This window comes from Streptomyces sp. ISL-66 (assembly GCF_018614135.1).
Classification (GTDB): Bacteria; Actinomycetota; Actinomycetes; order Streptomycetales; family Streptomycetaceae; genus Streptomyces.
The window spans coordinates 1-21,102 of the sequence record NZ_JAGGOW010000211.1 but is presented as its reverse complement, the minus strand read 5'-3'; the positions used below and the strand labels follow the sequence as shown (position 1 = coordinate 21,102).

Here is a 21,102-nt window from a genome sequence, read left to right as displayed (position 1 = left end):
CGGGGTCCGTCCCGCCGGGGTCCGTCCCGCCGGGGTCCGGCGCCCTATCCGATCCGTCCCGGGTCACGGCCGGCCGACCGCCAGTACGTGGTCGGCCAGCTCCGCTTCGGTCAGGCCGAGGTGCGTGGTGAGCGCGCTGATCCAGCGCTCGAGGCCGAAGGCGACGCAGCCGGTGAACGCGGGCTCGCCGTCCGCCGTGCGGATGTCGCAGCGCTCGCCGAAGAAGTTGCGGTGGAAGTTGAGCGAGCCGATGGCCAGGGACCCGTCGAAGACGAACTCCTCCTTCACCGGGAAGAGCTGGGCCATCAGCGCGCGTCCCGCGCTCGCGTCGAAGAACGGGTCGGTGGCGGCCTGGATCTCCACCGGCAGCCCGAGCTCCGTCAGGTAGCCCGACACCTTCTTGCGGAACGTCTGGAGGTGCTCCAGGACCTCGTCCCGCCCGCCGACGCAGACGATCTCGCGCATGCTGAAGCCCAGCAGCCGGCGCAGGCCGTCGTAGTGGGTCTCGCGGCGGAAGCACGTGGCGACCGTGGTCACCATGTGCGGACCGTCCGTCAGGGTGCGGCCGGCCAGGTCGAGGTAGACGTTGTAACAGGCCGCCGAGGGCAGCGCGTACGCCGCTTCCGTGAGGTGGCCGGCCGGGAGGGTCGGCTGCCGCGGTCCGCCCGTGGCGTACTCGGGCGCGGCCTCCTCCGTGAGGGCCGCTCCCAGGATCGCCAGGTGCGGGAAGTTCTGGAAGTAGTCGAGCCGGTGCAGGTCCTCGACCCGCATCAGGGGCGGGTACTGGACCGGGTCGGCCCCGGCCTCGATGCCCCATTGGGTGAACACCCCGTCGAGCGCGGCCCGCAGCTTCAGCGCCCCCGGGCCCAGCGTGGCGAGTCCGCCGCGGGTCGCGGGGGCGCGAGCCGCTTCAGGAGCCGGACTGGTCGGACTCATGGAAGAACCTCTTTCGAATGGCGTTGATCGTACGGAAATCCGAAGGTGTGACGTTCTCCATCAAGATCTCTTCGCCCGTCTGCTCTTCCAGTACGTAGAGGAAGTTGACGAATCCGAGCGAGTCGAGGATGCGGTTCTCGACCAGGTCGAGCTCCGGGTCGATCGAGGTGAGATCCGGACGCTTGCTCAGCAGGTAATGGATCACGGCGTCGAAACCGGTCGGCGCCTGCTGCGTCGACTGCTCCGCCGTCTGCTGCGTCGTCTGCTCCGCGACCCCGCTCATGAGCGCGGCAGAACGTCGTCGGTGAAGATGCCCTCGTTCACCAGGAAGCTCATGGAACGCTTCAGCATCTTGCGCTCCAGCTCGTGGAAGGCCGGGTCGGCCAGGATCTCGTTCCGCACCCGGTACGGGTTCGGGATGCCCGCGTCCTTGAACGCCGCCGGGTTCACCAGGCCGTCCACCGACTTGCGCAGGTAGCGCTTGAGGTACAGCTCGAGCTCGGCCAGCTCCTGCGCACTGAGCTTCTCGCGCAGCTGCCGGTGGAGGTGCGAGACGATCTGCCGCCCGAAGGCGACGTGCCGCGACTCGTCCTGGTGGTGGATCGCGTTGATCTTGCGGATGGTCGGGTGCAGCCGCTCGTCGTCGCCCATCCGCTTGTTGAAGAAGTCGACGACCTCTTCGAAGAGGAGGAGCCGCGCGAAGACGAGGAAGTGGGCGGACTCGCCCTCGGACTTCATCTCCAGCTGGACGCCCTTGTCGGGGTAGACCTTGCCGCCGTACAGCAGGCAGAAGCGGGCGAAGAACCACATGTGCGAGTTCTCCTCGCCGATCATGTGGTGGAAGTACTCGGAGGAGAGCGCGAAGTCCTTCGTGTGGATCCGCGCGATGATCTCGGTGATCAGCTCACGGATGCCGTCGACGTTGAGGCTGTAGAAGTTGACGCTCTCCCACTTGCTGATCGCCCACTTCTGCTCCTCGGTGAACGACTCGGCCACCTTGGTCCCGTGGATGGAGAGCAGCTCCGGAGTCATCCAGTACTCGTTCTCCGGCAGGGAATCGGGCCAGTCGAACATCGTGTAGGGGTCGTAGTGGTCCCGCTCGGACATGGCGACGAGCCGGTCGAGTATGGACTGCAACTGCTCGTCGGCTTGCAGCACGGGCACGGGCGCGGTCATGGATCTGCTTCCTCTCTCAGCTGCCGGAGCCGTTGCCGGCACCGGCGCTCTCGCGCGGAGCGGGCTGCTCCGCCGCGAGCTGGATGTTGGTCTGGTGTCGCGGGTGGGCGAACAGGCCGTCACGGCGGTAGCCGTTCACCGGTTCGTCCGCGTGGTGTTCCGTCGGCAGCAGGCGGTTCAGGAGCGAGCCGGTGAACGCCTCCGCGATCGCCGGGTGCGGCGACTCGGCGTGGTGGTCGGCGAGGATGACGAAGGCGGGGTCGACGTTCTTGACCAGGCCGTCCTCGTCCACGACCTCCAGCCACGAGTGGGCGAGGTCGAGCATGCCCATGATCCAGCCGCGCCGGGTGCGGGCCTCGAAGCCGGCCTCCCGGCACCGCTCGGCGAGCTCCAGGCACACCGAGATGCAGGGGGCGTACCCCTGGGACAGGACGTCGTCCTTGCGCCACTGGAGTTCCTCGGGCATGCGCCCCCAGCGGAACCGGTCGGGCCCGAAGGAGGTGACGATCTCGCGCAGCCGCTCCGAGCGGATCTCGCGCCGCTCGCCCGAGGTCACCAGGACCCCGGAGACCTCCAGTCCGGACGAGGCGCGCGCGGTGACGTCCTTCTCCCCGAGCGAGGCTCCCGGCCCGATCGACAGGGACTCGGTCCAGCCGCCGCTCAGTTCGGGGTGGGGCGTGGCCAGGTTCCAGTCCATCCGCTCGGGGTCCGTCCGCGCGTCGGCGGCCGGCGGCGAGAGGGTGACGGAGTAGTCCCAACGGCGGGGGCGGAAGAGGGTCTGCGGGTCGGCGTGCATCCAGCGCAGCGCGTAGCGCATCGTCTTCTCGGGGACGGAGTTCCCGGAGCCGGAGTACAGCGCGAGGTTCACCAGGTCGAAGCGGTCGAAGCGTTCGGCTCCCGGTGTCCCGCCGTGCGGCAGGCCGCCGCGCAGCAGTTCGTCGAGGATCTCCGGCCCGCACTGGAGCATGTCGAGCGCGGCGTCGCGCTCCACCCACTCGTCGCGCAGTTCGGGAGGGATCACCAGCAGGTCCCGCAGGGACTCCAGCCAGCCTTCCAGGCCGCGGGGCTGCGCGGGGCGGACCCACGGTTTGGCTTGGATGTTCATCCGTTGCTCCGGGTGGACGTCGGGTTCGTGGGGGCGAGCAGGGCGCGCAGGGCCGCCTTGTCGGGCTTTCCGTACGAGGCCGTGGGGATGTCCCGGACGAACTCGATCCGCGCGGGCACGTGAGCCGCGCCCAGGGCGGCCCGTACCGAGTCGCGCAGGCGCGCCACGACGTTCGGCGGGCCGAGGCCCTCGGAGGCGGCGGCCGGCCCGTCCGGGGCGGCGGTGCAGACGGCGATCAGGGCCTCGCCCGTCCGCGCGTCGGGCACTCCGATGACGGCGGCCCGCCGGACGGCCGGGTGGGCGGTCAGCACGTTCTCGACGGCCTGGGGGTAGCAGTTGGTCCCGTCGACGATGACGAGGTCCTTCTCCCGCCCGGTCAGGTACAGGTAGCCGTCGTCGTCGACGCGCCCCATGTCGCCGGTGCTCAGCCAGCCGTCCCGCAGCACCCCTGCGGTCAGGTCGGGCCGCTGCCAGTACCCGGCCATCACCGTGGGCCCGGACACCTCGACCGCGCCTTCGGTACGGGGCGCCAGCGCGCGGCCGTCCGCACCGGTGACCCGCAGGGACACGCCGGGCACCGCCCGCCCCACGGAGGCGAACAGCTCGGGCCGGGCCGCGGCGGCCGCCGCGTGGTCCTCGGGGCCCAGGCTGGTGATCGCGATGGCCTCGGTCAGCGCGTAGCTCTGCCGCAGCCGGGGGCCGAGGCTGCGGACCGCCTGGGCGAGGCGGTGCGGGGTCACGGGCGCGCTGCCGTAGCTGACGAGGGCGAGCCCGGAGAGGTCGGTGGCCGCCAGCTCGGGGTGGTCCAGGAGCCGGTAGAGGAACGGGGGGTAGAGGTAGGTGGTGACCGGCCGGCCTTCGGCGGAGGCCTCGCCGATCCGCCGCAGCAGCAGATCGGCGTCGAACTCGTCGAAGAGCTCGACGCTCACGTGGTGGCGCAGCAGGCCGCAGGCGATCGCGCCCGCCGCGTGCGCCATCGGCGTCATGGCCAGGAAGCGCAGCCCCGGCGGGGGCGCGGCGCCCGCCCAGGCGCCGGCGGCCGCGGTCAGCGCGCCGAAGGTGTACACCACGCCCTTGGGCAGCCCGGTCGTGCCGCCCGTGTACAGCACCCGGGCGATGTCGCCCTCCTGCGCGGCCACGGGGAGGGGCGCGTCCGGCCGGCGGGCGGCCTCGTCGAGGAGGTCGGTCACATCGGGGTCCGGGTCCCGGTCGGGACTGGGGCCGAGGCCGAAGAGCAGCTTCACGCCGGCCTCGCGGGCGATGCTGATCATGCGGTGCGCGGGCAGGATCGGCCCGGCGCAGGCGAGGACCACGGCGGCGGGGGCGGCGTCGCGCAGGATGTGGTCGACGACCTGCTCGCCGCCGGCCGCGTACACCGGGGTGTAGCTGACGCCGAGGAGGTGGGCGGCCAGGCCCACCGCCGACATCTCGATGGGGTTGGCGGCCAGCAGGACGAGCCGGTCGCCGCGGCCCAGGCCGTGGTCCCGCAGGACCCGGGCCGTGCGGTAGGCCAGCGAGAGGAGCTCCGCGAAGGTCATGGTCCGCTCGCCGTGGATCAGCGCGGTCTGCTCGCCCCGGGCGGTGAACTGCTCGATGGCACTGGTGACGTACGCGGCGGGCGCGCCGGAGTCGGGGGTGGTCACGCGGTTTCCTTCCCAGGGGTTTCGTCGGGGGCGGCGGCCTCGGTGGCCGCGGCGGCCACCGGGACCGACGTGCTCGACCGGAAGCGGCAGGCGGCGCCTCCGGTGCGCAGGCACTCCACGCGGTGGTCGTCGACCTCGGTCTTCAGCCCCTCGAACCAGCCCGCCCGCATCTGCGGGCACGGGCAGTCGTAGCCCTCCAGCGTTCCGGCGCGCGCCAGCATCTCCAGGGCGAAGTTGCGGGTCACCGCCGTCTCGAAGGAGTCCTCGCCGGTGATCTTGTTGGCGGCTTCCACGCCGTCCCCGGTCATCAGCTCCGAGATGCCGGTGAGCGCCGCGGCCAGCTCGGCGGCGGAGAGCTCCGGCCCCAGTCCCTTCTCCCGTGCGTAGGCGGAGGCGATCCGGCGGGTGACGAACTGCATCGCCTCCGCGTTGATCTCGTTCGCCGCGTCCTGGCCGAAGCGGCGCGCGACCCCCTGGTACCAGCGGGCGTCGTGCAGCCACCAGAACTGGCGCAGCAGGTCGGCGGAGGGCCCGGCGGGGTCGGCCGGTCCCGGGGCTTGGGATGCGGAACTGGTCACGGTGTCCTCGTCCTTCGGTGGTCGGGTGGTCGGGTGGTCGGGGGTCGGGTGGTCGGGCGGCGGAGTGGTCGTTTCGGTACGGGAGTACGGGAGTACGGGAGTACGGGAGTACGGGAGTACGGGAGTGCCGGGGCGGCGGGCTGGCGGAGTGCCGGGGCGGCGCGCTCAGGCCGCGCCCGTGGCCCGGCCGAACACGAGGCTCACGTTGTGGCCGCCGAAGGCGAAGGAGTTGGACAGCGCGGCCTCGGGAGTCGCCGCGCGGGGTGCGCCGCGTACGTGGTCGAGCGCGCACTCCGGGTCGGGCCGGTCGAGGTTGGCCGTCACCGGGAGGCTGCCGTGGTGCAGGGCGAGTACGGTCGCCGCCGCCTCCACGGCGCCCGCCGCGCCCAGGAGATGGCCGACGGCGCCCTTGATCGAGCTGACCGGCGGCCCGTCGTCGCCGAAGACCGAGCGGACGGCCCGTGCCTCGGCCAGGTCGCCGACCTTGGTGCCGGTGCCGTGGGCGTTGACGTAGCCGATGTCCCGGGCCGCCAGGCCCGCGTTCGCCAGCGCGAGGCGCATGGCGTCGGCGGCCCCCGAGCCGTCGGGGCGCGGCGAGGTGGGGTGGTGGGCGTCGCTGGTCGCGCCCCACCCGAGCACCCGGCCGTAGGCGGTCGCCGAGCGGGCACGGGCGTGGGCGGCCCGCTCCAGGACGAGGATCCCGGCGCCCTCGGCCAGTACGAAGCCGCCGCGGTCCAGGTCGAACGGACGGCTGGCCGCGGCCGGATCGCCCTCCCCGGCCCGTGCCAGCGCGCGGGCGTTGCCGAAGGACGTGGCCACGGAGGGCGCGAGGGCGGTGTCGGTGCCCCCGCAGATCACGACGTCCGCGGTGCCCTCGCGGATCAGCCGCAGCCCCTCGGCCACCGACATCGCACCGGCCGCGCAAGCGGTCGCGATGGAGCTGCTGAGGCCGCGGACGCCGTGCCGGATGGCGATGCGGGCCGCCGCCATGTTGGGCAGCATGCCGGGGAGCAGGTACGGGCTGACCGCGGCCCGGCCGCGGGCGGCGCGGGCGACGGCCTGCTCCTCGTACGTGGCGAGGCCGCCGGCGCCCGTGGAGACCACGACGGCCACGCGGTCGGCGGCCACGTCGCGGCCCACGGTCAGCTCGCTGTCGCCGAGCGCCTCGTCCGCGGCGGCCAGGGCCATCAGCACGAACCGGTCGACCGTCCGGGCCTCGGCGCGCTGCAGGAAGTCCAGGGCGGAGATGTCGGGGGCGACGCCGGCGACGTCGGCGCCGGTCGAGGCCCATTCGGGGCCCTCCAGCCGGCGCAGCCCGGACCGCTGGGCCGCCAGCCCGTCGACGAAGGCGGGCACGCCGAGTCCCAGCGGGGTGACCAGTCCGATACCGGTGACCCAGACGTCGTACTGCTCCCGGAGTCCGCTCCTCACGAGCCCTCCCCGGCCCCGGGCGCGGGACGCACCAGCAGGGCGCGGGCGCTTCCCGGTCCGCCGTCCGGCCCGGCCTGTTCCACCAGCAGGACGAGCGCCTCCTCGGCGTCGCCGCCGGCGACCAGGGAGCGGGTGATGTCCAGGGCTTCGCCCAGCGGGTCGCCGGTCGCGTCGTCGGGGCTGAAGCAGATCACCGGGCCGGTGAGTTCCCAGCGCTTGGCGATGTGTCCGACCACCGCGTTGGGCACGGACTGGAAGAAGAGCAGGGGCGCGGCGGACTTGCCGGCGTCCACGGCGACGGCGGTCGCCGTGTGGGTCTCCAGGTCGCCGCCCCGGGTGGCGAGCACGATCGCCGTGCGCGCGGCCGGGCGGCCCGGCCCCGGCCGGCCGTCGCCGGTTTCGGCCGCCGGCTCCGTGGGCGTCCGTGTTCCGAGGGTTCCGTGGACCTGTTCCAGGCAGCGGTCGGCGGCCGCCGAGGCCATGGGGCTGAAGGCGGACACGACGAACCCGGAGAGCGGCGGCGGCAGTTCGCCGTCGCCCGGGCCGGGCCAGGCGTCCTCGGCGAGGATGTCCACGGCAGCCGTGTGGAGGGAGGGGGAGGTCATGGCGTGCTCACCACCAATGCGGTGTTGGCTCCGCCGAAGGCGGCGTTCAGGCTGAGGACGTGCCGGGGGGAGACCCGGCGGGGCTCGTCGAGGACGAGGTCCAGGCGGCACTCGTCGTCGGGGCCCGAGTAGCCCGCGTTCACGGGGAGTTCGCCGTGCTGGAGGGCCAGCATGCTCACGGCGAGTTCGAGCATTCCGGACGCTTCCAGGGAGTGCCCGTGGAGGGACTTCGTGGAGCTCACCGGTGTGCTGTCGACCGCGTCGCCGAGGGCCCGGCGCAGGGCGGAGCTCTCCGCCGAGTCGTTGGCGGGCGTGCCGGTGCCGTGGGCGTTGACGTAGTCGATGTCCTCGGGCGCCAGTGCGGCCCTGGCCAGTGCGGAGGTGATGGCCCGTGCCATGCCCAGGCCTTCGGGGTGCGGCCGGCACACGTGGTGGGCGTCGCCGGCCAGGCCCCAGCCGGACAGGACGGCGAGCGGCCGGGCGCCGCGGGCCTCGGCGGCCGCCGAGGACTCCAGGACCACCGCGCCGACTCCGTCGCCGAGCAGCAGCCCGCGGCGGCCCGCGCTGAAGGGGCGCAGGACGCCTTCCGGGGAGAGCGCCCGGCCGGCGGAGAACAGGGCGAAGTTGTCCTCGTCGACGAGGTAGCCGGCGGAGACGACGATCCGGTCCTCGCGGCCGGTGCGGATCCGTACGGCGGCCTCGAAGAGCGCGGTGCTCGCGGCGACACAGGCGTTGGTGTAGGTCCGGGCCGCCCCGCGCAGCCCGCAGGCCCGCGCCAGGGCGGCCGTGGTGTCCGAGATGGCGCTCTTGCCCTGGACGGCCAGTGGCCGGCGGGCGACGGCGGGGTCGGCGTGCCGGCCGAGCAGCAGCGGCGCCTGCGCGCGCTCCGCCGGTGCCAGCCCGGCCCGGTCGCAGGCCTCGTCCACGACGCGGCGCAGCTCCTCGTCCAGGTCGGTCGCGTCCGGCAGCGTGGCGGCGATGCCCGTGCGGTAGCGGTCCGTCGCGAAGCGTGTGAGCGGGCCGAACGCGGGCCGGGAGGCGGCCAGTCCCTGCCGGAGGGCGTCGACGCCGCGTCCGAAGGCGCTGGTGACGCCGAGCCCGGTGATGACGACGTCCCGTTGCGTCCCGGTCACGAGGCGCTCCGGTCCGGCGCGGGCGCGGCGGCCAGGGCGTTGCCCAGTACCGTGACGGCGCCGTCGACCGTGTCCATGGCCTCCAGGTCCTCGTCGAGGTCGAGCCGGATTCCGTACCGCTCCTCGACGACGTGCACCAGCCACGCCAGTTGCAGGGAGTCGATGCGCTCGCCCACGGCCTCGGGAGGGCACTCGTCGTGCTGGGCGAGGAGGGCGATCACCTCCTCGCGGCCGGGAGCGAGGGCCGGGCCGCTCATACCGAGCCCGCCTCGGCCGTGACCTGGGTCGTGCGCTGCTCGACCTGGGCGATGAACTCGCCGACGGTCATGGCCTGGAGCGCCTCCACGTCCTCGTCGGAGAACTTCACCCCGAACTCCTCCTCGACCTGCATGACGAGTTCGGCGGTGGTGAGCGACTCCAGCTCCAGGCCGTCGTCACCGATGGGGGTGGCGTCCGTGAGGTCGGCCGTGTCGAGGTTCATGGTTTCGAGGGTGTTCACTACGAATGCGCGCACAGGAGTGCTCATGAAGGGGCTCCTTGGATCTCGGATCAGTGTTCGTGGTGGTGGTCGGGATGTTGGGCGTGGCGTTGGGCGTCGAGGACGAATGGGGTGGCGGTGACGGTGGCGGTGGCGGCGTCCCGGGTCGAGGTGTGGCTCGCGGTCCCGGTCGGGGACCAGCGGCGGCACGCGAAGGCGCTCCTGCGGCGGGCCGCGGGCGCCGTACTGGGCGTCGGGGCGGACGAGCTGGACGTGGCCCGGGAGCCGGGCGGGCGGCCGTACGTGGTCTCACGTCCCGGGGGCCGGACCCGCCGGCCGGCGGCACGGGTGCCGGCGCGGGCGCTGGTGCCCGTGCCCCCGCCCGTCCGGGTGAACGTGAGCGTGAGCCACACCCGCGGCCTGACGGCGGTGGCGGTCTGCACCGGCGCGGACGTGGGCGTGGACGTGGAGCCGGTCCGCGAGCTCCCGGCGCTGGCGCTGGCCCGCCGCTGGTTCGGCGAGGAGGACGCGCGCTGGATCGAGGGCCATGACGCCGCCCTGCGGTCCCGCGCCCTGCTGTGGGTCTGGACGCACAAGGAGGCGCTGGGCAAGGCCCGCGGTACCGGGCTGGCAGGCGGCGGCCGGCTGGGTCCGGTTCCGCTGCCCGCCTCCGGTCTGCCGCCCGCGCCCGCTCCCGGGAGTCCGGTGGCCCTGCGGGAGATCTTCCCGGGTGCGGGAATGACCAGCGCCGTGCCCGGGGCGCCCGAGGGCTACGTGCTGTGTGTGGCGGGCGGTCCGGGCACCGAGGGCCTCCCGGTGTCCGTGACCCGCGTGGACGGCTGAGCCTCCCGCCCCGGGGCGCGGGCGCACGGCCCGCCTTCCGTACGGTGCCACGGGGATCACATCCGCTCCAGCGCGGTCGCTCGCAGGGCGGCCGGGTCCCGCACCGGCTTCCCGGTGGTGGTCCGGGGCAGGGCCGTCACCGGGTGGATGCGGCGCGGCAGTTTGAAGCCGGCCACGCGCTCGGCGAGCAGGCTCTCCACGGAGCGCGCGGTGACCTCCTCGTCGAGGACCGCGTAGGCCTCGATGGCCCCGTCGTGGACCACCACCGCCTCGCGCACGCCGGGCAGTTCGGAGAGGGTCAGCTCGACCTCGGTGAGGTCGACCTTGAGGCCGCCGACCGACACCTGGGAGTCCAGCCGCCCGAGGATGCCGAGCAGACCGGTCTGCGGGTCGAGCGTCGCGGCGTCGCGGGTGCGCAGCCAGCCGTCACTCCAGCGGTCCGGGTCGGTGAGCCCGAGGTACGGGCTCACCGGACGGCGTACGAGGAGTTCGCCGTCCACGGTCTTCACGTCGATGCCGGGCGCCGCCCAGCCGGTGGCCGGGCGGTTGGCCCCGGACAGGTCGGCCGCGATGACTCCCGTCTCCGTCATGCCGTACACCTCGCCCAGCGGCACCCCGAACCGGGCCGTGAAGGCCTCGGCGACCCCGGGACGGACGGATTCGCCGGCGGTGATCGCCCGGACGAGGTGGGGCAGCGCCGGGGGAGCGGAGACCGAGGCCAGCAGCTGGGCGTGGAACGGCACGCCCGTGATCACGGTCGACGCACCGCGCGCGGCCACGGCGGTGAGGATGCCGTCGGCGGTCATCCGCTCCGGCAGCACGATCTCGACGCCCGCGTGCAGGCTGTGCAGCAGTCCCGCCATCAACCCCATGGCGTGGACGAGGGAGTTGAGGACCACGATGCGCTCGCCCGGCCGGGGCATGCCCGGGATCCGGGTGTAGCGGTGGACTTCGGCGACGAGGTCCTCGGCCGTGCGCCCGATCACCTTGGAGGGACCGGTCGAGCCGGAGCTGAGCTGGACGAGGGCGTGGCCGGTGGCGGCCGGGCGCCCGTCCGGGTAGGCCTCGACGACGGCGTCTACGGCGTGGAAGCCGCGCAGGGCGCCGCTGCGTACCGGCGCGGCCGGACGGACGACGAACTGCGGGGTGACCCGGCGCAGTGCCCGATCGGTCTCGTGGCCGGTCAGCCGGTGGTCGAGCAGGACCACCTGGGCCCCGGCCCGCCACGCGGCGAGCAGGTCGGTCAACAGGGCTAGGGACGGGGGCAGTTGCAGTGCGACGGCGCCGCCGCTGCGCAGCCCGCTCTCCGTGAGCTCCGCGTGCCGGGTCCGGACCCGGCGGCGGAGGGTGGCGCGATCCAGTCGCTCGCCGATGTGCACCGCCGGAGCGGTGTCTTCGTGATCGGCGTGCAGGAGCAGGTCGTCGACCCAGTTCCCGCCGTGGTGTTCCGGCTCGGTCATCTCGGGCCGGGGGCCTCCGAAATCTTTGCTCATGAACTCACACCCCCCGTTGACCTGCTGATTCACCCCGACTGGTCCAGCAGCAACGCATAATAGAAACGGCTGCTCGGGGACTGTCAAGTCGCATTGTCCATACGCGACAACGGAATTGCGGAATAGCGAATTCCTACTCCCGAGTTCTCCCGTGCGGCGCTCCGGGCTGGCCGGAAAGGGTTTGACGGAGCGCGAACTCCCTGTACGGTCTCCCAGTGTTGAACGGGGAGAGCATTTGCTCCCGGGTTTCTCTTTAGGGGAATCGGGAGATGTCCGGACGTGGCGCGGAGCAGGGCCCGGTACGCACCTGCCCAGAAGCGGGGCGGGCGTTCCATGTCGCCCATGCGTGCCTTCTGTTGACGGGCCTCATGGCCTGCGGCGGCATCTCCATCGAGGCGGTCGTCGGATCGCGTCGTCCGCCTGAAACCCAAGCGTCCGAATCTCTCGGTCGAACCCCGGCTGTTCTCGGTGCGCGCAAAGCCTTGCCGCCCTGGCCTGGTCGGATTCGACAACCTGATCGAATCCGTCCCTCCATGACCTCGTGAGGTGAGTATGCGCACGCTCCTGGTGGATAACTACGACTCCTTCACCTTCAATCTGTTCCACCTCTTGGCGGAGGCGAACGGGCAGGAACCTGTCGTCATCCGCAATGACGAACCCGGGTGGAAAATCAGCGACCTCGACGGATTCGACAATGTCGTCCTGTCTCCCGGTCCCGGAACACCCGAACGCCCCGAGGACTTCGGGATCTGCGGCGAGATCGTCCGCGCGGCGGACCGCCCGGTCCTCGGCGTCTGCCTCGGCCATCAGGGCATCGCGCACCTGAGCGGTGCCTCCGTGCCGCGCGCCCCCGAGCCCCGTCACGGACGGGTCTCCCCCGTGGAGCACGACGGGACGGAGCTCTTCGCGGGCATCCCGTCGCCCTTCGACGTCGTGCGCTACCACTCGCTCACGGTGACCGACCTGCCCGAGGGCGTCCTGGAAGCCACCGCGTGGGCGCCGGGCGGCATCCTCATGGGCCTGCGCCACCGCGAACGCCCGCTGTGGGGCGTTCAGTTCCACCCGGAGTCCATAAGCAGCGAGCACGGGCTGCGGATGATGCGGAACTTCCGGGACCTCACGGCCCGCTGGCAGGCGGACCACCCCGCGGCGCGAGCCGTCGTACCGGCCGTGCCGGCGGCCGAGCCCGCCCGCCCGGCTCCCAGCCGGCACCTGCGCGTCCTCACCGAGCGGCTGCCCACCGACTGGGACCCCGAGATCGTCTTCGACGAGCTGCTGCGCGGCGGGAACCACGCGTTCTGGCTCGACAGCAGCCGCAGCGACGGCGCCACGGGCCGGTTCTCGATCATGGGGGACGCCTCGGGCGAGCTGGCCCGCGTGGCCACGGCCGACGTGTCGGCCGGCACGGTCACCGTCGTGTCCGAGCGGGACGGCGTCCGCAGCGCGCAGGTCGCCCGGCGCCCGTTCTTCGACTGGATCGACGAGGACCTGAAGTCCCTGCGGGTGGAACTGCCCGAACGGTCCGAGAACCCCTGCAACTTCGCCCTCGGCTGGGTCGGCTACCTGGGGTACGAACTCAAGGCGCAGTGCGGGGCGGGACCGGTCGTCCACCGCTCGCAGGAGCCCGACGCCACGATGGTGTTCGCCGCCCGCGCCCTGGCCTTCGACCACCTGACCGGTACCACGCACCTCCTCGCCCTGGCCCCCGCCGACCCCGCCCACGACGCCGAGGCGCTCGCCCTCGACGCGTCCGCCCGCGCATGGCTGCGCACCACCGCCGGGCGGCTGAGCGCCCTCGCCGGGAGGACGGCCGACGCCGAGGTGCCCGCGCAGCCCGTGGACGCCGGCGATCTGCGCCTGCGGCACGACCGGAACGCCTACCTGGACCGCATCCGGCGCAGCCAGGAGGACATCGCGGCCGGCGAGACGTACGAGGTCTGCCTCACCAACGAGCTGCACAGCGAGGCCAAGGTGGACCCCTGGGAGGGGTACCGCTTCCTGCGCCGCACCAGCCCGGCGCCGTTCGCCTCGCTGCTCCTCTTCGAGGACCTGGCCGTACTCAGCACCTCGCCGGAGCGGTTCCTGCGCGTCACCGCCGAGGGGCTGGCCGAATCCAAGCCGATCAAGGGCACCCGGCCGCGCGGCGCCACTGCGGCCGAGGATGAGGCGCTGCGGACCGACCTGCGGAACAACGAGAAGGACCGCTCGGAGAACCTCATGATCGTCGACCTGGTCCGCAACGACCTCGGCCGGTGCGCGGAGGTCGGCTCGGTCCACGTGCCCAAGCTGTTCGACGTGGAGACCTTCGCCACGGTCCACCAGCTCGTCAGCACCGTACGGGCCAAGCTGCGCCCCGGGGTGAGCGCCGTGGAGTGCGTGCGCACGGCGTTCCCGGGCGGCTCGATGACGGGCGCCCCCAAGATCCGCACCATGCAGATCATCGACGAACTGGAGGAGGGCCCGCGAGGCGTCTACTCCGGAGCGATCGGCTACTTCTCCCTGTGCGGCGGCGCCGACCTCAGCATCGTCATCCGCACCGCCGTCGTGAGCCCGAAGGGCGTCCGCTACGGGGTCGGGGGAGCCATCGTCGCCCTTTCCGACCCGGACGCCGAGTACGAGGAGACGATCACCAAGACGACCCCGCTGCTGCGGCTGCTCGGCACCGGTTTCCCCGGCGCCGAAGCCGGCCCCGCCGCGGGGGCGGCCGAGGGGGCTACGGTGGCCCGGTGAGCGCGCAGCCCGAGCCGAACGAGCCGAACGAGCCGACCGAGGCGAACGACCCGAACGAGTTGACCATGTCGGCGGAGCCCGCCCGCCGGGAGTGGCTCTTCGCCCTCACCCCGGCCGGCGCCCTGCGCGAGGTCGGGGCCCCCGGCGCGGAGAGCCGGGGCGAGCTCCTCGCCGCGGACTCCTGGCTGGTCGCCGACGGCCGGGTGCGGGCCCTGGACCGGCACCGGCGCCGCTTCACCGCCACCTGCGCCGGGACCGGGGACGTCCCCGAAGGGCTCCTGGAGGCCTTCTGGACCGCCATGACGGCCCTGCTGCCCCGGGAGGGCGGGCCGTGGTTCCCGCGTGTCGAGCTCGAGCGGGCGGCCGCGGACGCGCCCCCGGACACGGTCCTGCCCGGCGGCCACCGGTTGCTGTACCGGCTGCGCCCGGCGCCCGCGCGCGGTACGTCCGCCCGGGTCTGGGGCCTGGCCGTCTGCGACCCGCGCGGGACGCCCCGGCACAAGGGGCCGGACCTGGACGCGCTGGCCGCCGTACGCGGGAAGGCCGCGGCCGCGGACGCCGACGAGGCGCTCCTGGTCACCGCGGACGGGGTGGTGCTCGAAGCGGCCAACTCCTCGCTCCTGTGGTGGGAGGGGGACGTGCTGTGCCACCCGGCCGCCGATCTGCCGGTCCTGCCCGGGGTCACCGCCTCGCTGCTGCTGGAGCATGCCGTACGGACGGGCGTGGAGGTACGGCCCTGCCGGCGCCGGCTGTCCGCCCTGGCCGGACGGGAGGTCTGGGTGACCAACGCCCTGCACGGACTGCGCCCCGTCACCGCCTGGACGGGCGGTTCGCTCCCGGCCGGTGAACCGGTGCGGGCCGCCGCCTGGCAGGCCTGGCTGGACGGCCTCGCGGAGCCGCTGCCGCGGTGACCGCGCAGGCCGGTGCCGGGACCACCGCCCGCCGGGACCGGCCCCGGCCCCTGCCCCTGCCCGGCCCCTGCCCGGCCCCTGCCCGGCCGCCTCAGCCGGCCGGTTCCAGGAGCCCGGAACCGGCCAGCAGGTAGCCCAGTTGGGCGCGGCTGCCGCTGCCCAGTTCCACGGACACCTTGCGGATGTGCTCGGCCACGCTGCGCCGGCTCATGCCCAGGCGGCGGGCGATGGTGCTGTCCGTCTCGCCGCCGACCACGGCGCGCAGGATGGTCTGCTGGAGGTCGGTGGTGACGATCGGGCTGCGCGGCGCCGGTCCGTTGTGGGGGACCGGCGTGGAGCGTTCCCAGATCTGCTCGAAGTAGCGGGTCAGGAACCGCACCAGCGAAGGCTCGCTGATGTGCAGGGCGCCCCCGGACGGTTCATCGGACAGCGGTATGAAGGCGTGGTCCTGGTCGCAGATGATGAAGCGCTCCAGGACCTCCGCCCGGCTGCGGACCTCGCCGCCGGCCGCCGTGATCTGCTCGACGTACCACATGGTCGGCCGGTGGGTGTGGACGGTGTGCTGGTAGACGGTGCGCTGGCGCACCCCGCGGCCCAGGGCCCGCAGGTCCCGGTCCAGGGCCTCAGCCAGCGCCGATTCCGGTCGCCCGCCGCCGGGTTGGACCGTACGCAGCTCGTGGCGGCAGCCGCCGACGGCCGCCTCCAGCGCCGTGTGGATGACGTCCCTGCCGACGAGCCGGACCAGCGAGGGCCGTGCCGCGTCCCGCTCCTGCGCGTAGACGGCCTCGAAGGCGGACAGGGTGGCCCGGACGGAGTCCATGGTCCTGCGCTGCTCCGCGAGCAGGTCCTCCAAGGGGGCCATCGTCGCGAACGTCGCGGCGGCGGGCGTGATGGGGACGGCGTACTCGGGGTCCTCGGAATCCTCGACGACGAGGTGGAGCCGCCACAGGCAGGGCGGTACCTCATCGTGCGGTACGCGGCCTTCGCGCAGCGCCGTGCGATAGACGGCCAACCCCGCCTCGCAGGGCCGGGGGTGCGCGGTCGATTCGCCGCAATCGTGTCCGGCTGTGCCGACATGACCTCGCTTCACAACTGTGCACATTACATTTGTACGTCCCCCCATTCGCATGCGTCGAAGGCGTCCGGCCGCCTATGTTGGCCCGGTACTCCGTGCGTGTGTTCGAAGGGGAAGTCATTCATGTCCGACTCGGTTCGAGCCGACACCCTCTCGGCACAGGTCAGTTCGTGACGTCCGGTACGGCTCTCAAGGAGCGTCGCTACCGGTTGCTGGTCGGCGGCTACGCGATCTCCTCGTACGGCACCTTCCTCAACCTGATCGCGCTGAACCTGTACGTGTACGCGGTGACCGACCGGGCCCTGGCCGTCGGCGTGTTCCTGATCGTGCGCTTCGCCGCCGGGTTCCTGACCGGCCTGGTGTGCGGCCCCCTGCTCGCCCGCTGGTCCGCGAAGAGCGCGATGCTCTGGGCCAACCTGGTCCAGGCCGCGGCGATGGTGCTCCTGGTGGCCGCCCCGGACGGGTACCGCACGGCCGCGCTGTTCACGGTCTCGGCCGTGGTCGGCGCCGCCGGAACCCTGTTCATGGTCGCGTTCCGCAGCTCCATCCCCGCCATGGTCGGCGAGGGCCGCACCACCTGGGCGAACTCGCTGATGGTCAGCTGGCGTTCGCTCGCCATGGTCGCGGGCTTCGCCTCCTCCGGCCTGGTGGTCTCCCTGCTCGGCTACACCGCGGCCTTCCTCGCGGACATGGCCACCTTCCTGATCTGCGCCCTCGCCGTCGCGCTCCTGCCCACGGGCGCGGACCGGCCGGGCGACGCGGACCGGGAGGACGGCGAGGCCGGCGGCGGGAAGGGGAACGCGAACGGCAAGGTCCGCTCCTCCGCCGCGCTCGCCGCGCTGACGACGGCCCCCGCCCTGCTGCTCATGGTGGCGCTGCGCGGCGTGGACGCGCTCGGCTCCTCCTCGCACAACGCGGCGCTGCCCGTGTACTCCACGAGGCTGGACACCGACGACCCGGCCGTCTTCGTCAGTGTCTTCTGGTGCGTGTGGGCCGTCGGCAACGTCCTCGTCCAGCAAGTCCTGCGCCAGTACACCAAGCGCACGGAACGCTCCGTCGGCGCCCTCGGCTTCGGGCTCGGCACCATCGCCATGTCGGCCACCTTCATCCTGGCCTTCGCCGGGTTCCCGTGGGCCGCGACCATCGTGGTCGCCGTCCTCGCGGGGGCGGCGGACGGGCTCACCGAGGTCTCGTACACCTCGCACCTGCAGACCCTGCCGAGCGGTCTGCGCACCCACGCCTTCGGGCTCTCCGCCACCGTGGAGAACCTCGGTTTCGGCATCGGCATGATCGTGGTCGCCGCCGCGCTCGACGCCTTCACGCCACTGTCGGTGGTCGCCGTCGCGCACGGCGCCGCCATCGGCGTCGCCCTGGTCTTCGTGGCCCAGGTGCTCTGGCAGCGCGGTACGTCGCGCAAGGCGGCGGCGGCGAGCGAGAAGGAAGGGAACGGCAATGCAGGACCGGCGCGTGGCAGTCATCGGGATGGCGCTGAGGTTTCCGGGCGCTGAAACGCCCGAGCAGTACTGGCGCGACATCGTCTCCGGCGCCTCGCACGTACGTCCCTTCACGGAGGCGGAGTTCGCCGCCGCGGGCCTGCCGCAGGAGCTCTACCGGGACCCCGACTTCACGGGATCCAGCGCCCTCCTGCACGGCATCGACGGCTTCGACGCGGCCTTCTTCGGGATGAGCGGCCGCGAGGCCACCCTGACCGACCCCCAGCAGCGGCTGTTCCTGGAGTGCTGCCACCACGTCTTGGAGGACGGCGGCTACGCGGGCACCGCGGACCGGGTCGGCGTGTACGCGAGCATCGGCTACCGCCTGTACTCGCTGCACAGCTACCTGGCCGCCCAGATCGGCGAGTCGAGCCGCTCCGACGACTGGACCGAGGTCAAGCAGATCCAGGTCGGCAACTACGCCGACTTCACCGCCAACCGGGCGTCGTTCCGGCTCGGTCTCGAAGGCCCGGCGGTGAACGTCGCGACGGCCTGCTCCAGCGGGCTGGTCTCCGTCCACCTGGCCGTCCAGGCGCTGCTCGCCGGTGACGCGGACCTGATGGTGGTCGGCTCCGCCGCCCTGCACCTGCCGCAGGTCACCGGGCACCGGCACGTACGGGGATCGACGATCTCGCCGACCGGCGCCGTACGCGCCTTCGACGCGGCGGCGGACGGCACGGTCGGCGGCAACGGTGTGGCCGCCGTCCTGCTCAAGCCGCTGGCGAAGGCGCTGGCCGACGGGGACACCGTGCACGCCGTCCTGCTGGGCTCCGCCGTGACCAACGACGGCGCGGGCAAGGCCGGTTTCGCGGCGCCCGGGGTCGCGGGCCAGCGGGACGCGGTGCTCGGGGCACTGGACGCCGCCGGGGTGGGGGCCGACACGATCGGCTACCTGGAGGCGCACGGGACCGGCACCTACAAGGGCGATCCGATCGAATTCGCCGCGCTCACCGAGGCGTTCCGCCGGCACACCGACCGCACCGGATTCTGCGCGCTCGGCTCCACCAAGCCCGCCATCGGGCACCTGGACAGCGCCGCGGGCCTCGCCGGACTCATCAAGGCCGTCCTCGTCCTGCGGCACGGGACCGTGCCCCCGCTGGTGAACTTCACCCGGCCCAATCCGCTGCTTGGCGTCGAGGACAGCCCCTTCGTGCTGCCGCGGCGTGCCACGCCCTGGCCGGCGGGTGGCCCGCGCCGGGCGGGCGTGCACTCCATCGGCATGGGCGGCACCAACGCGCACGTCATCCTGGAGGAGGCCCCGGCCGCCCCGGCCAGGACCCCGGGCGCCCCGGTGCCCGCCCTGCTGCCGCTGTCGGCGCAGACCCCCCGGGCCCTGGAGGACAGTGCCCGCGCCCTGCGCGACACCCTGCGCCGCAGCCCGGACCTCGACCCGGCCGACGTGCTGACGACCCTGGCGCTCGGCCGGCGCCACCTGCGCCACCGGCTCGTCGTCACCGCGCCCTCCGGGGACGTGGCCGGGGCGCTCGACGCGTTCCTGACGGATTCCGCCCGTCGGGAGCCGGGGGAGGACGCGGCCGGTACGGGCGCTGCCGGTACGGGCGCTGCCGCCGGGACGGCCGCCGCTGCCGGAGCCGCCTACTGCACCGGGACCGTGGAGGCCGGCGAAGCCGTCGCGCCCGCGTTCGTCTTCAGCGGCCAGGGCAGCGGCCGCCCGGGGATGGCGGCCGCGCTCGCCGGGCGCTTCCCGGTGGTGGCCGAGGTCCTGCGGGAGTGCGCCCGGGTCCACCGGGAGGAGACCGGAGAGGACACCTTCCTCGACCGGCTGGTCGCCGGCGAGGGCCCCGCGCAGTGGGACACCGCCTTCGCCCAGCCGGCGATCTTCGCGCTCCAGGTGGCCCAGGCCCGGCTCTGGCGGCAGCTGGGCGTGACGCCCTCCGCCGTCGCCGGACACAGCGTCGGGGAGTACGCGGCCCTGTGCGTCGCGGGAGCCCTGTCCGTCGAGGACGGCATGCGGCTGCTGTGCCGCAGGGGCCGGCTCATGCAGGACACCGAGCCCGGCGCGATGCTGGTCGTCTTCAGCCCCCTGGAGCGCGTACGCGACCTGCTGGACGCCCCCGGCGGGCCGCAGGGCCGGGAACCGGCGCACGGGCGGCTGGAGTTGGCCGTGACCAACGGGCCCGCGCACCACGTGCTCGCGGGCCGTCCGCAGGCGGTGGAGGCCGCCCGCGCCCGGCTCGCCGAGCGCGGGGAGGCGAGCGAGCTCCTGCCCGTGGACCGCGCCTTCCACACCGCCCTGCTCGAACCCGTGCTCGACGCGCTGCGCGCGGCCGCCGAGAAGGCCGTACTCCGGCCCGTCCAGGTGGAGTTCGTCAGCGGGCTCGACGGCACGGCGCATCCGCCGGGCTGGCTGCCCGACGCCGACTACCTGGTGCGCCAGGCCCGGCGGACGGCCGACTTCCACGCCGTCCTGCGCACGCTGGCGCCCCGTCCCGTCCTGGTCGAGCTCGGTCACGGCGCGCCCCTGGCCGCCATGGCCCGCCGGGCCGCACCCGGTACCCCCTGCGTCCCGACCCAGCGGCAGGGCACCGGACCGGACGCCCTGTGGGCCGCGGTGGCCCGGCTGTACTGCGCCGGCGCCGCCGTCGACTGGACGGCGCTCCTGGACGGCTGCGCGGGACGGCGGATCCCGCTGCCCGGATACCCGTTCCAGCACCGGTCGTACTGGACCGGCCCCCCACCGCATCCCGGTCCCGCGGCCCGCTCCGGCACCGCGGTGGACCACGCACGGACGAACCAAGGCTCCATGGAGGACGGCATGACCCAACAGGACGTACTCGGACGGGTACTCGAACTCACCGCGCGTCACCTCGGCTACGAGCGCGACGAGGTGGGTGCCGGGCAGACCTTCATCGGTCTCGGGGCGGACTCGCTCCAGCTCATCGGCATGCTCAAGCAGCTGGAGGGCGAGTTCGGCGTGCGGATCTCCGTCCGCGACGTGCTGGAGGACGCGGGGACGCCCGAGCTGACGGCCCGCCTGATCGCCTCGCGCAGGGCCACGGCGGCTCCGGCCGCGACGGCTCCGGCCAAGGCAACCTCTTCGCTCACCGCCGCCGCCCCGTTCGTGACCGCCGCGCCGGTGTTCGCGGAGCCCGCCGCCGCGCCCGCGGCCGTGGTCATCCCCGCACAGCCCCCCGGCCCGGCCCCCGCCCCCGCGACCCCGCCCGCGGAGCAGTCCCCGTACGGGTACCGGTCCGAGCTGGCCGAGCTCCGCCGCCAGATCGACGTACTGGCCGAGACTCAGGCCGCCATGCTGGTCCAGCTCTCCGAGGCGGTCGCCCTGCTCGGCGCCGAGCGCGTCCGATGACCACGAGCGCGGCGGACCGGGCCGCGGAACTCTCCGGAAGGCTCACCGCGCAGCTCGCGGCGGCCAAGGAGCGCCTCGCGGCTCCCGCCCCGGCGCCCGCCCCCGTGGCACCGCGGCAGGCCCCGGCTCCCGCCGCCGGCCCGGCGC

The 21,102-nt window shown here is 73.7% G+C and carries 18 protein-coding genes; 5 read left to right on the top strand and 13 right to left on the bottom strand.

The window, feature by feature from the left end; all coding sequences use genetic code 11:
- Window positions 1-63: 63 nt before the first annotated feature.
- From J7E97_RS33160 to J7E97_RS33110, 11 genes are all read right to left on the bottom strand, one after another.
- Window positions 64-936 (bottom strand): aminoacyl--tRNA ligase-related protein, encoded by an 873-nt coding sequence (locus J7E97_RS33160; RefSeq protein WP_215034964.1) that lies wholly within the window; start codon window positions 934-936, stop codon window positions 64-66.
- Window positions 911-1,219, bottom strand: a complete 309-nt coding sequence (locus tag J7E97_RS33155; protein WP_215034962.1) for an acyl carrier protein — start codon at window positions 1,217-1,219, stop codon at window positions 911-913. The genes J7E97_RS33160 and J7E97_RS33155 overlap by 26 nt, the downstream gene beginning before the upstream one ends.
- The gene (locus J7E97_RS33150) at window positions 1,216-2,112 is read right to left on the bottom strand and encodes a diiron oxygenase (RefSeq protein WP_215034960.1); all 897 of its coding nucleotides are present in this window, start codon (window positions 2,110-2,112) and stop codon (window positions 1,216-1,218) included. The genes J7E97_RS33155 and J7E97_RS33150 overlap by 4 nt, the downstream gene beginning before the upstream one ends.
- A gap of 16 nt (window positions 2,113-2,128) precedes the next feature.
- Window positions 2,129-3,217, bottom strand: a complete 1,089-nt coding sequence (locus J7E97_RS33145; protein ID WP_215034957.1) for a hypothetical protein — start codon at window positions 3,215-3,217, stop codon at window positions 2,129-2,131.
- Window positions 3,214-4,860 carry an AMP-binding protein gene (locus tag J7E97_RS33140; protein WP_215034955.1) on the bottom strand — a complete coding sequence of 549 codons (1,647 nt, stop codon included), beginning with the start codon at window positions 4,858-4,860 and terminating at the stop codon, window positions 3,214-3,216. Before J7E97_RS33140 ends, J7E97_RS33145 begins: the two co-directional genes overlap by 4 nt.
- On the bottom strand, window positions 4,857-5,438 hold the full coding sequence (locus J7E97_RS33135; RefSeq protein WP_308346917.1) for an L-2-amino-thiazoline-4-carboxylic acid hydrolase: 582 nt from the start codon (window positions 5,436-5,438) through the stop codon (window positions 4,857-4,859). The genes J7E97_RS33140 and J7E97_RS33135 overlap by 4 nt, the downstream gene beginning before the upstream one ends.
- 165 nt (window positions 5,439-5,603) lie before the next feature.
- Window positions 5,604-6,869, bottom strand: a complete 1,266-nt coding sequence (locus tag J7E97_RS33130; protein WP_215034953.1) for a beta-ketoacyl synthase — start codon at window positions 6,867-6,869, stop codon at window positions 5,604-5,606.
- Window positions 6,866-7,474: a hypothetical protein gene (locus J7E97_RS33125; RefSeq protein ID WP_215034951.1), complete on the bottom strand. Its 609-nt coding sequence runs from the start codon at window positions 7,472-7,474 to the stop codon at window positions 6,866-6,868. The genes J7E97_RS33130 and J7E97_RS33125 overlap by 4 nt, the downstream gene beginning before the upstream one ends.
- Window positions 7,471-8,607 (bottom strand): beta-ketoacyl synthase, encoded by a 1,137-nt coding sequence (locus tag J7E97_RS33120; RefSeq protein WP_215034949.1) that lies wholly within the window; start codon window positions 8,605-8,607, stop codon window positions 7,471-7,473. The genes J7E97_RS33125 and J7E97_RS33120 overlap by 4 nt, the downstream gene beginning before the upstream one ends.
- Window positions 8,604-8,864: an acyl carrier protein gene (locus tag J7E97_RS33115; protein ID WP_215034947.1), complete on the bottom strand. Its 261-nt coding sequence runs from the start codon at window positions 8,862-8,864 to the stop codon at window positions 8,604-8,606. The genes J7E97_RS33120 and J7E97_RS33115 overlap by 4 nt, the downstream gene beginning before the upstream one ends.
- Window positions 8,861-9,133 (bottom strand): acyl carrier protein, encoded by a 273-nt coding sequence (locus J7E97_RS33110; RefSeq protein ID WP_215034945.1) that lies wholly within the window; start codon window positions 9,131-9,133, stop codon window positions 8,861-8,863. Before J7E97_RS33110 ends, J7E97_RS33115 begins: the two co-directional genes overlap by 4 nt.
- An 84-nt stretch (window positions 9,134-9,217) precedes the next feature.
- Between J7E97_RS33110 and J7E97_RS36915 the strand changes: the two genes are divergently transcribed.
- On the top strand, window positions 9,218-9,928 hold the full coding sequence (locus J7E97_RS36915; protein WP_215034943.1) for a 4'-phosphopantetheinyl transferase superfamily protein: 711 nt from the start codon (window positions 9,218-9,220) through the stop codon (window positions 9,926-9,928).
- Window positions 9,929-9,984: 56 nt separating this feature from the next.
- Here the strand turns inward: J7E97_RS36915 and J7E97_RS33100 are convergent, their stop codons facing one another.
- Entirely contained in the window at window positions 9,985-11,421 is a 1,437-nt protein-coding gene (locus tag J7E97_RS33100) for a class I adenylate-forming enzyme family protein (RefSeq protein WP_215034941.1), read from the bottom strand.
- A 552-nt stretch (window positions 11,422-11,973) separates the two neighbouring features.
- Between J7E97_RS33100 and pabB the strand changes: the two genes are divergently transcribed.
- Entirely contained in the window at window positions 11,974-14,151 is a 2,178-nt protein-coding gene (gene pabB, locus J7E97_RS33095) for an aminodeoxychorismate synthase component I (RefSeq protein ID WP_215034968.1), read from the top strand.
- Window positions 14,148-15,062 carry an aminotransferase class IV gene (locus J7E97_RS33090; protein WP_215034939.1) on the top strand — a complete coding sequence of 305 codons (915 nt, stop codon included), beginning with the start codon at window positions 14,148-14,150 and terminating at the stop codon, window positions 15,060-15,062. The genes pabB and J7E97_RS33090 overlap by 4 nt, the downstream gene beginning before the upstream one ends.
- Window positions 15,063-15,153: 91 nt before the next feature.
- On the opposite strand, the gene J7E97_RS33085 is transcribed toward J7E97_RS33090, so the two are convergent.
- Window positions 15,154-16,074: a LuxR family transcriptional regulator gene (locus J7E97_RS33085; RefSeq protein WP_251055529.1), complete on the bottom strand. Its 921-nt coding sequence runs from the start codon at window positions 16,072-16,074 to the stop codon at window positions 15,154-15,156.
- A gap of 233 nt (window positions 16,075-16,307) precedes the next feature.
- On the opposite strand from J7E97_RS33085, the gene J7E97_RS33080 reads away from it, so the two are divergent.
- Window positions 16,308-17,645 carry an MFS transporter gene (locus J7E97_RS33080; RefSeq protein ID WP_308346916.1) on the top strand — a complete coding sequence of 446 codons (1,338 nt, stop codon included), beginning with the start codon at window positions 16,308-16,310 and terminating at the stop codon, window positions 17,643-17,645.
- Window positions 17,605-20,955, top strand: a complete 3,351-nt coding sequence (locus J7E97_RS33075) for a beta-ketoacyl synthase N-terminal-like domain-containing protein (protein ID WP_308346915.1) — start codon at window positions 17,605-17,607, stop codon at window positions 20,953-20,955. The genes J7E97_RS33080 and J7E97_RS33075 overlap by 41 nt, the downstream gene beginning before the upstream one ends.
- The last annotated feature ends 147 nt before the right edge of the window (window positions 20,956-21,102 follow it).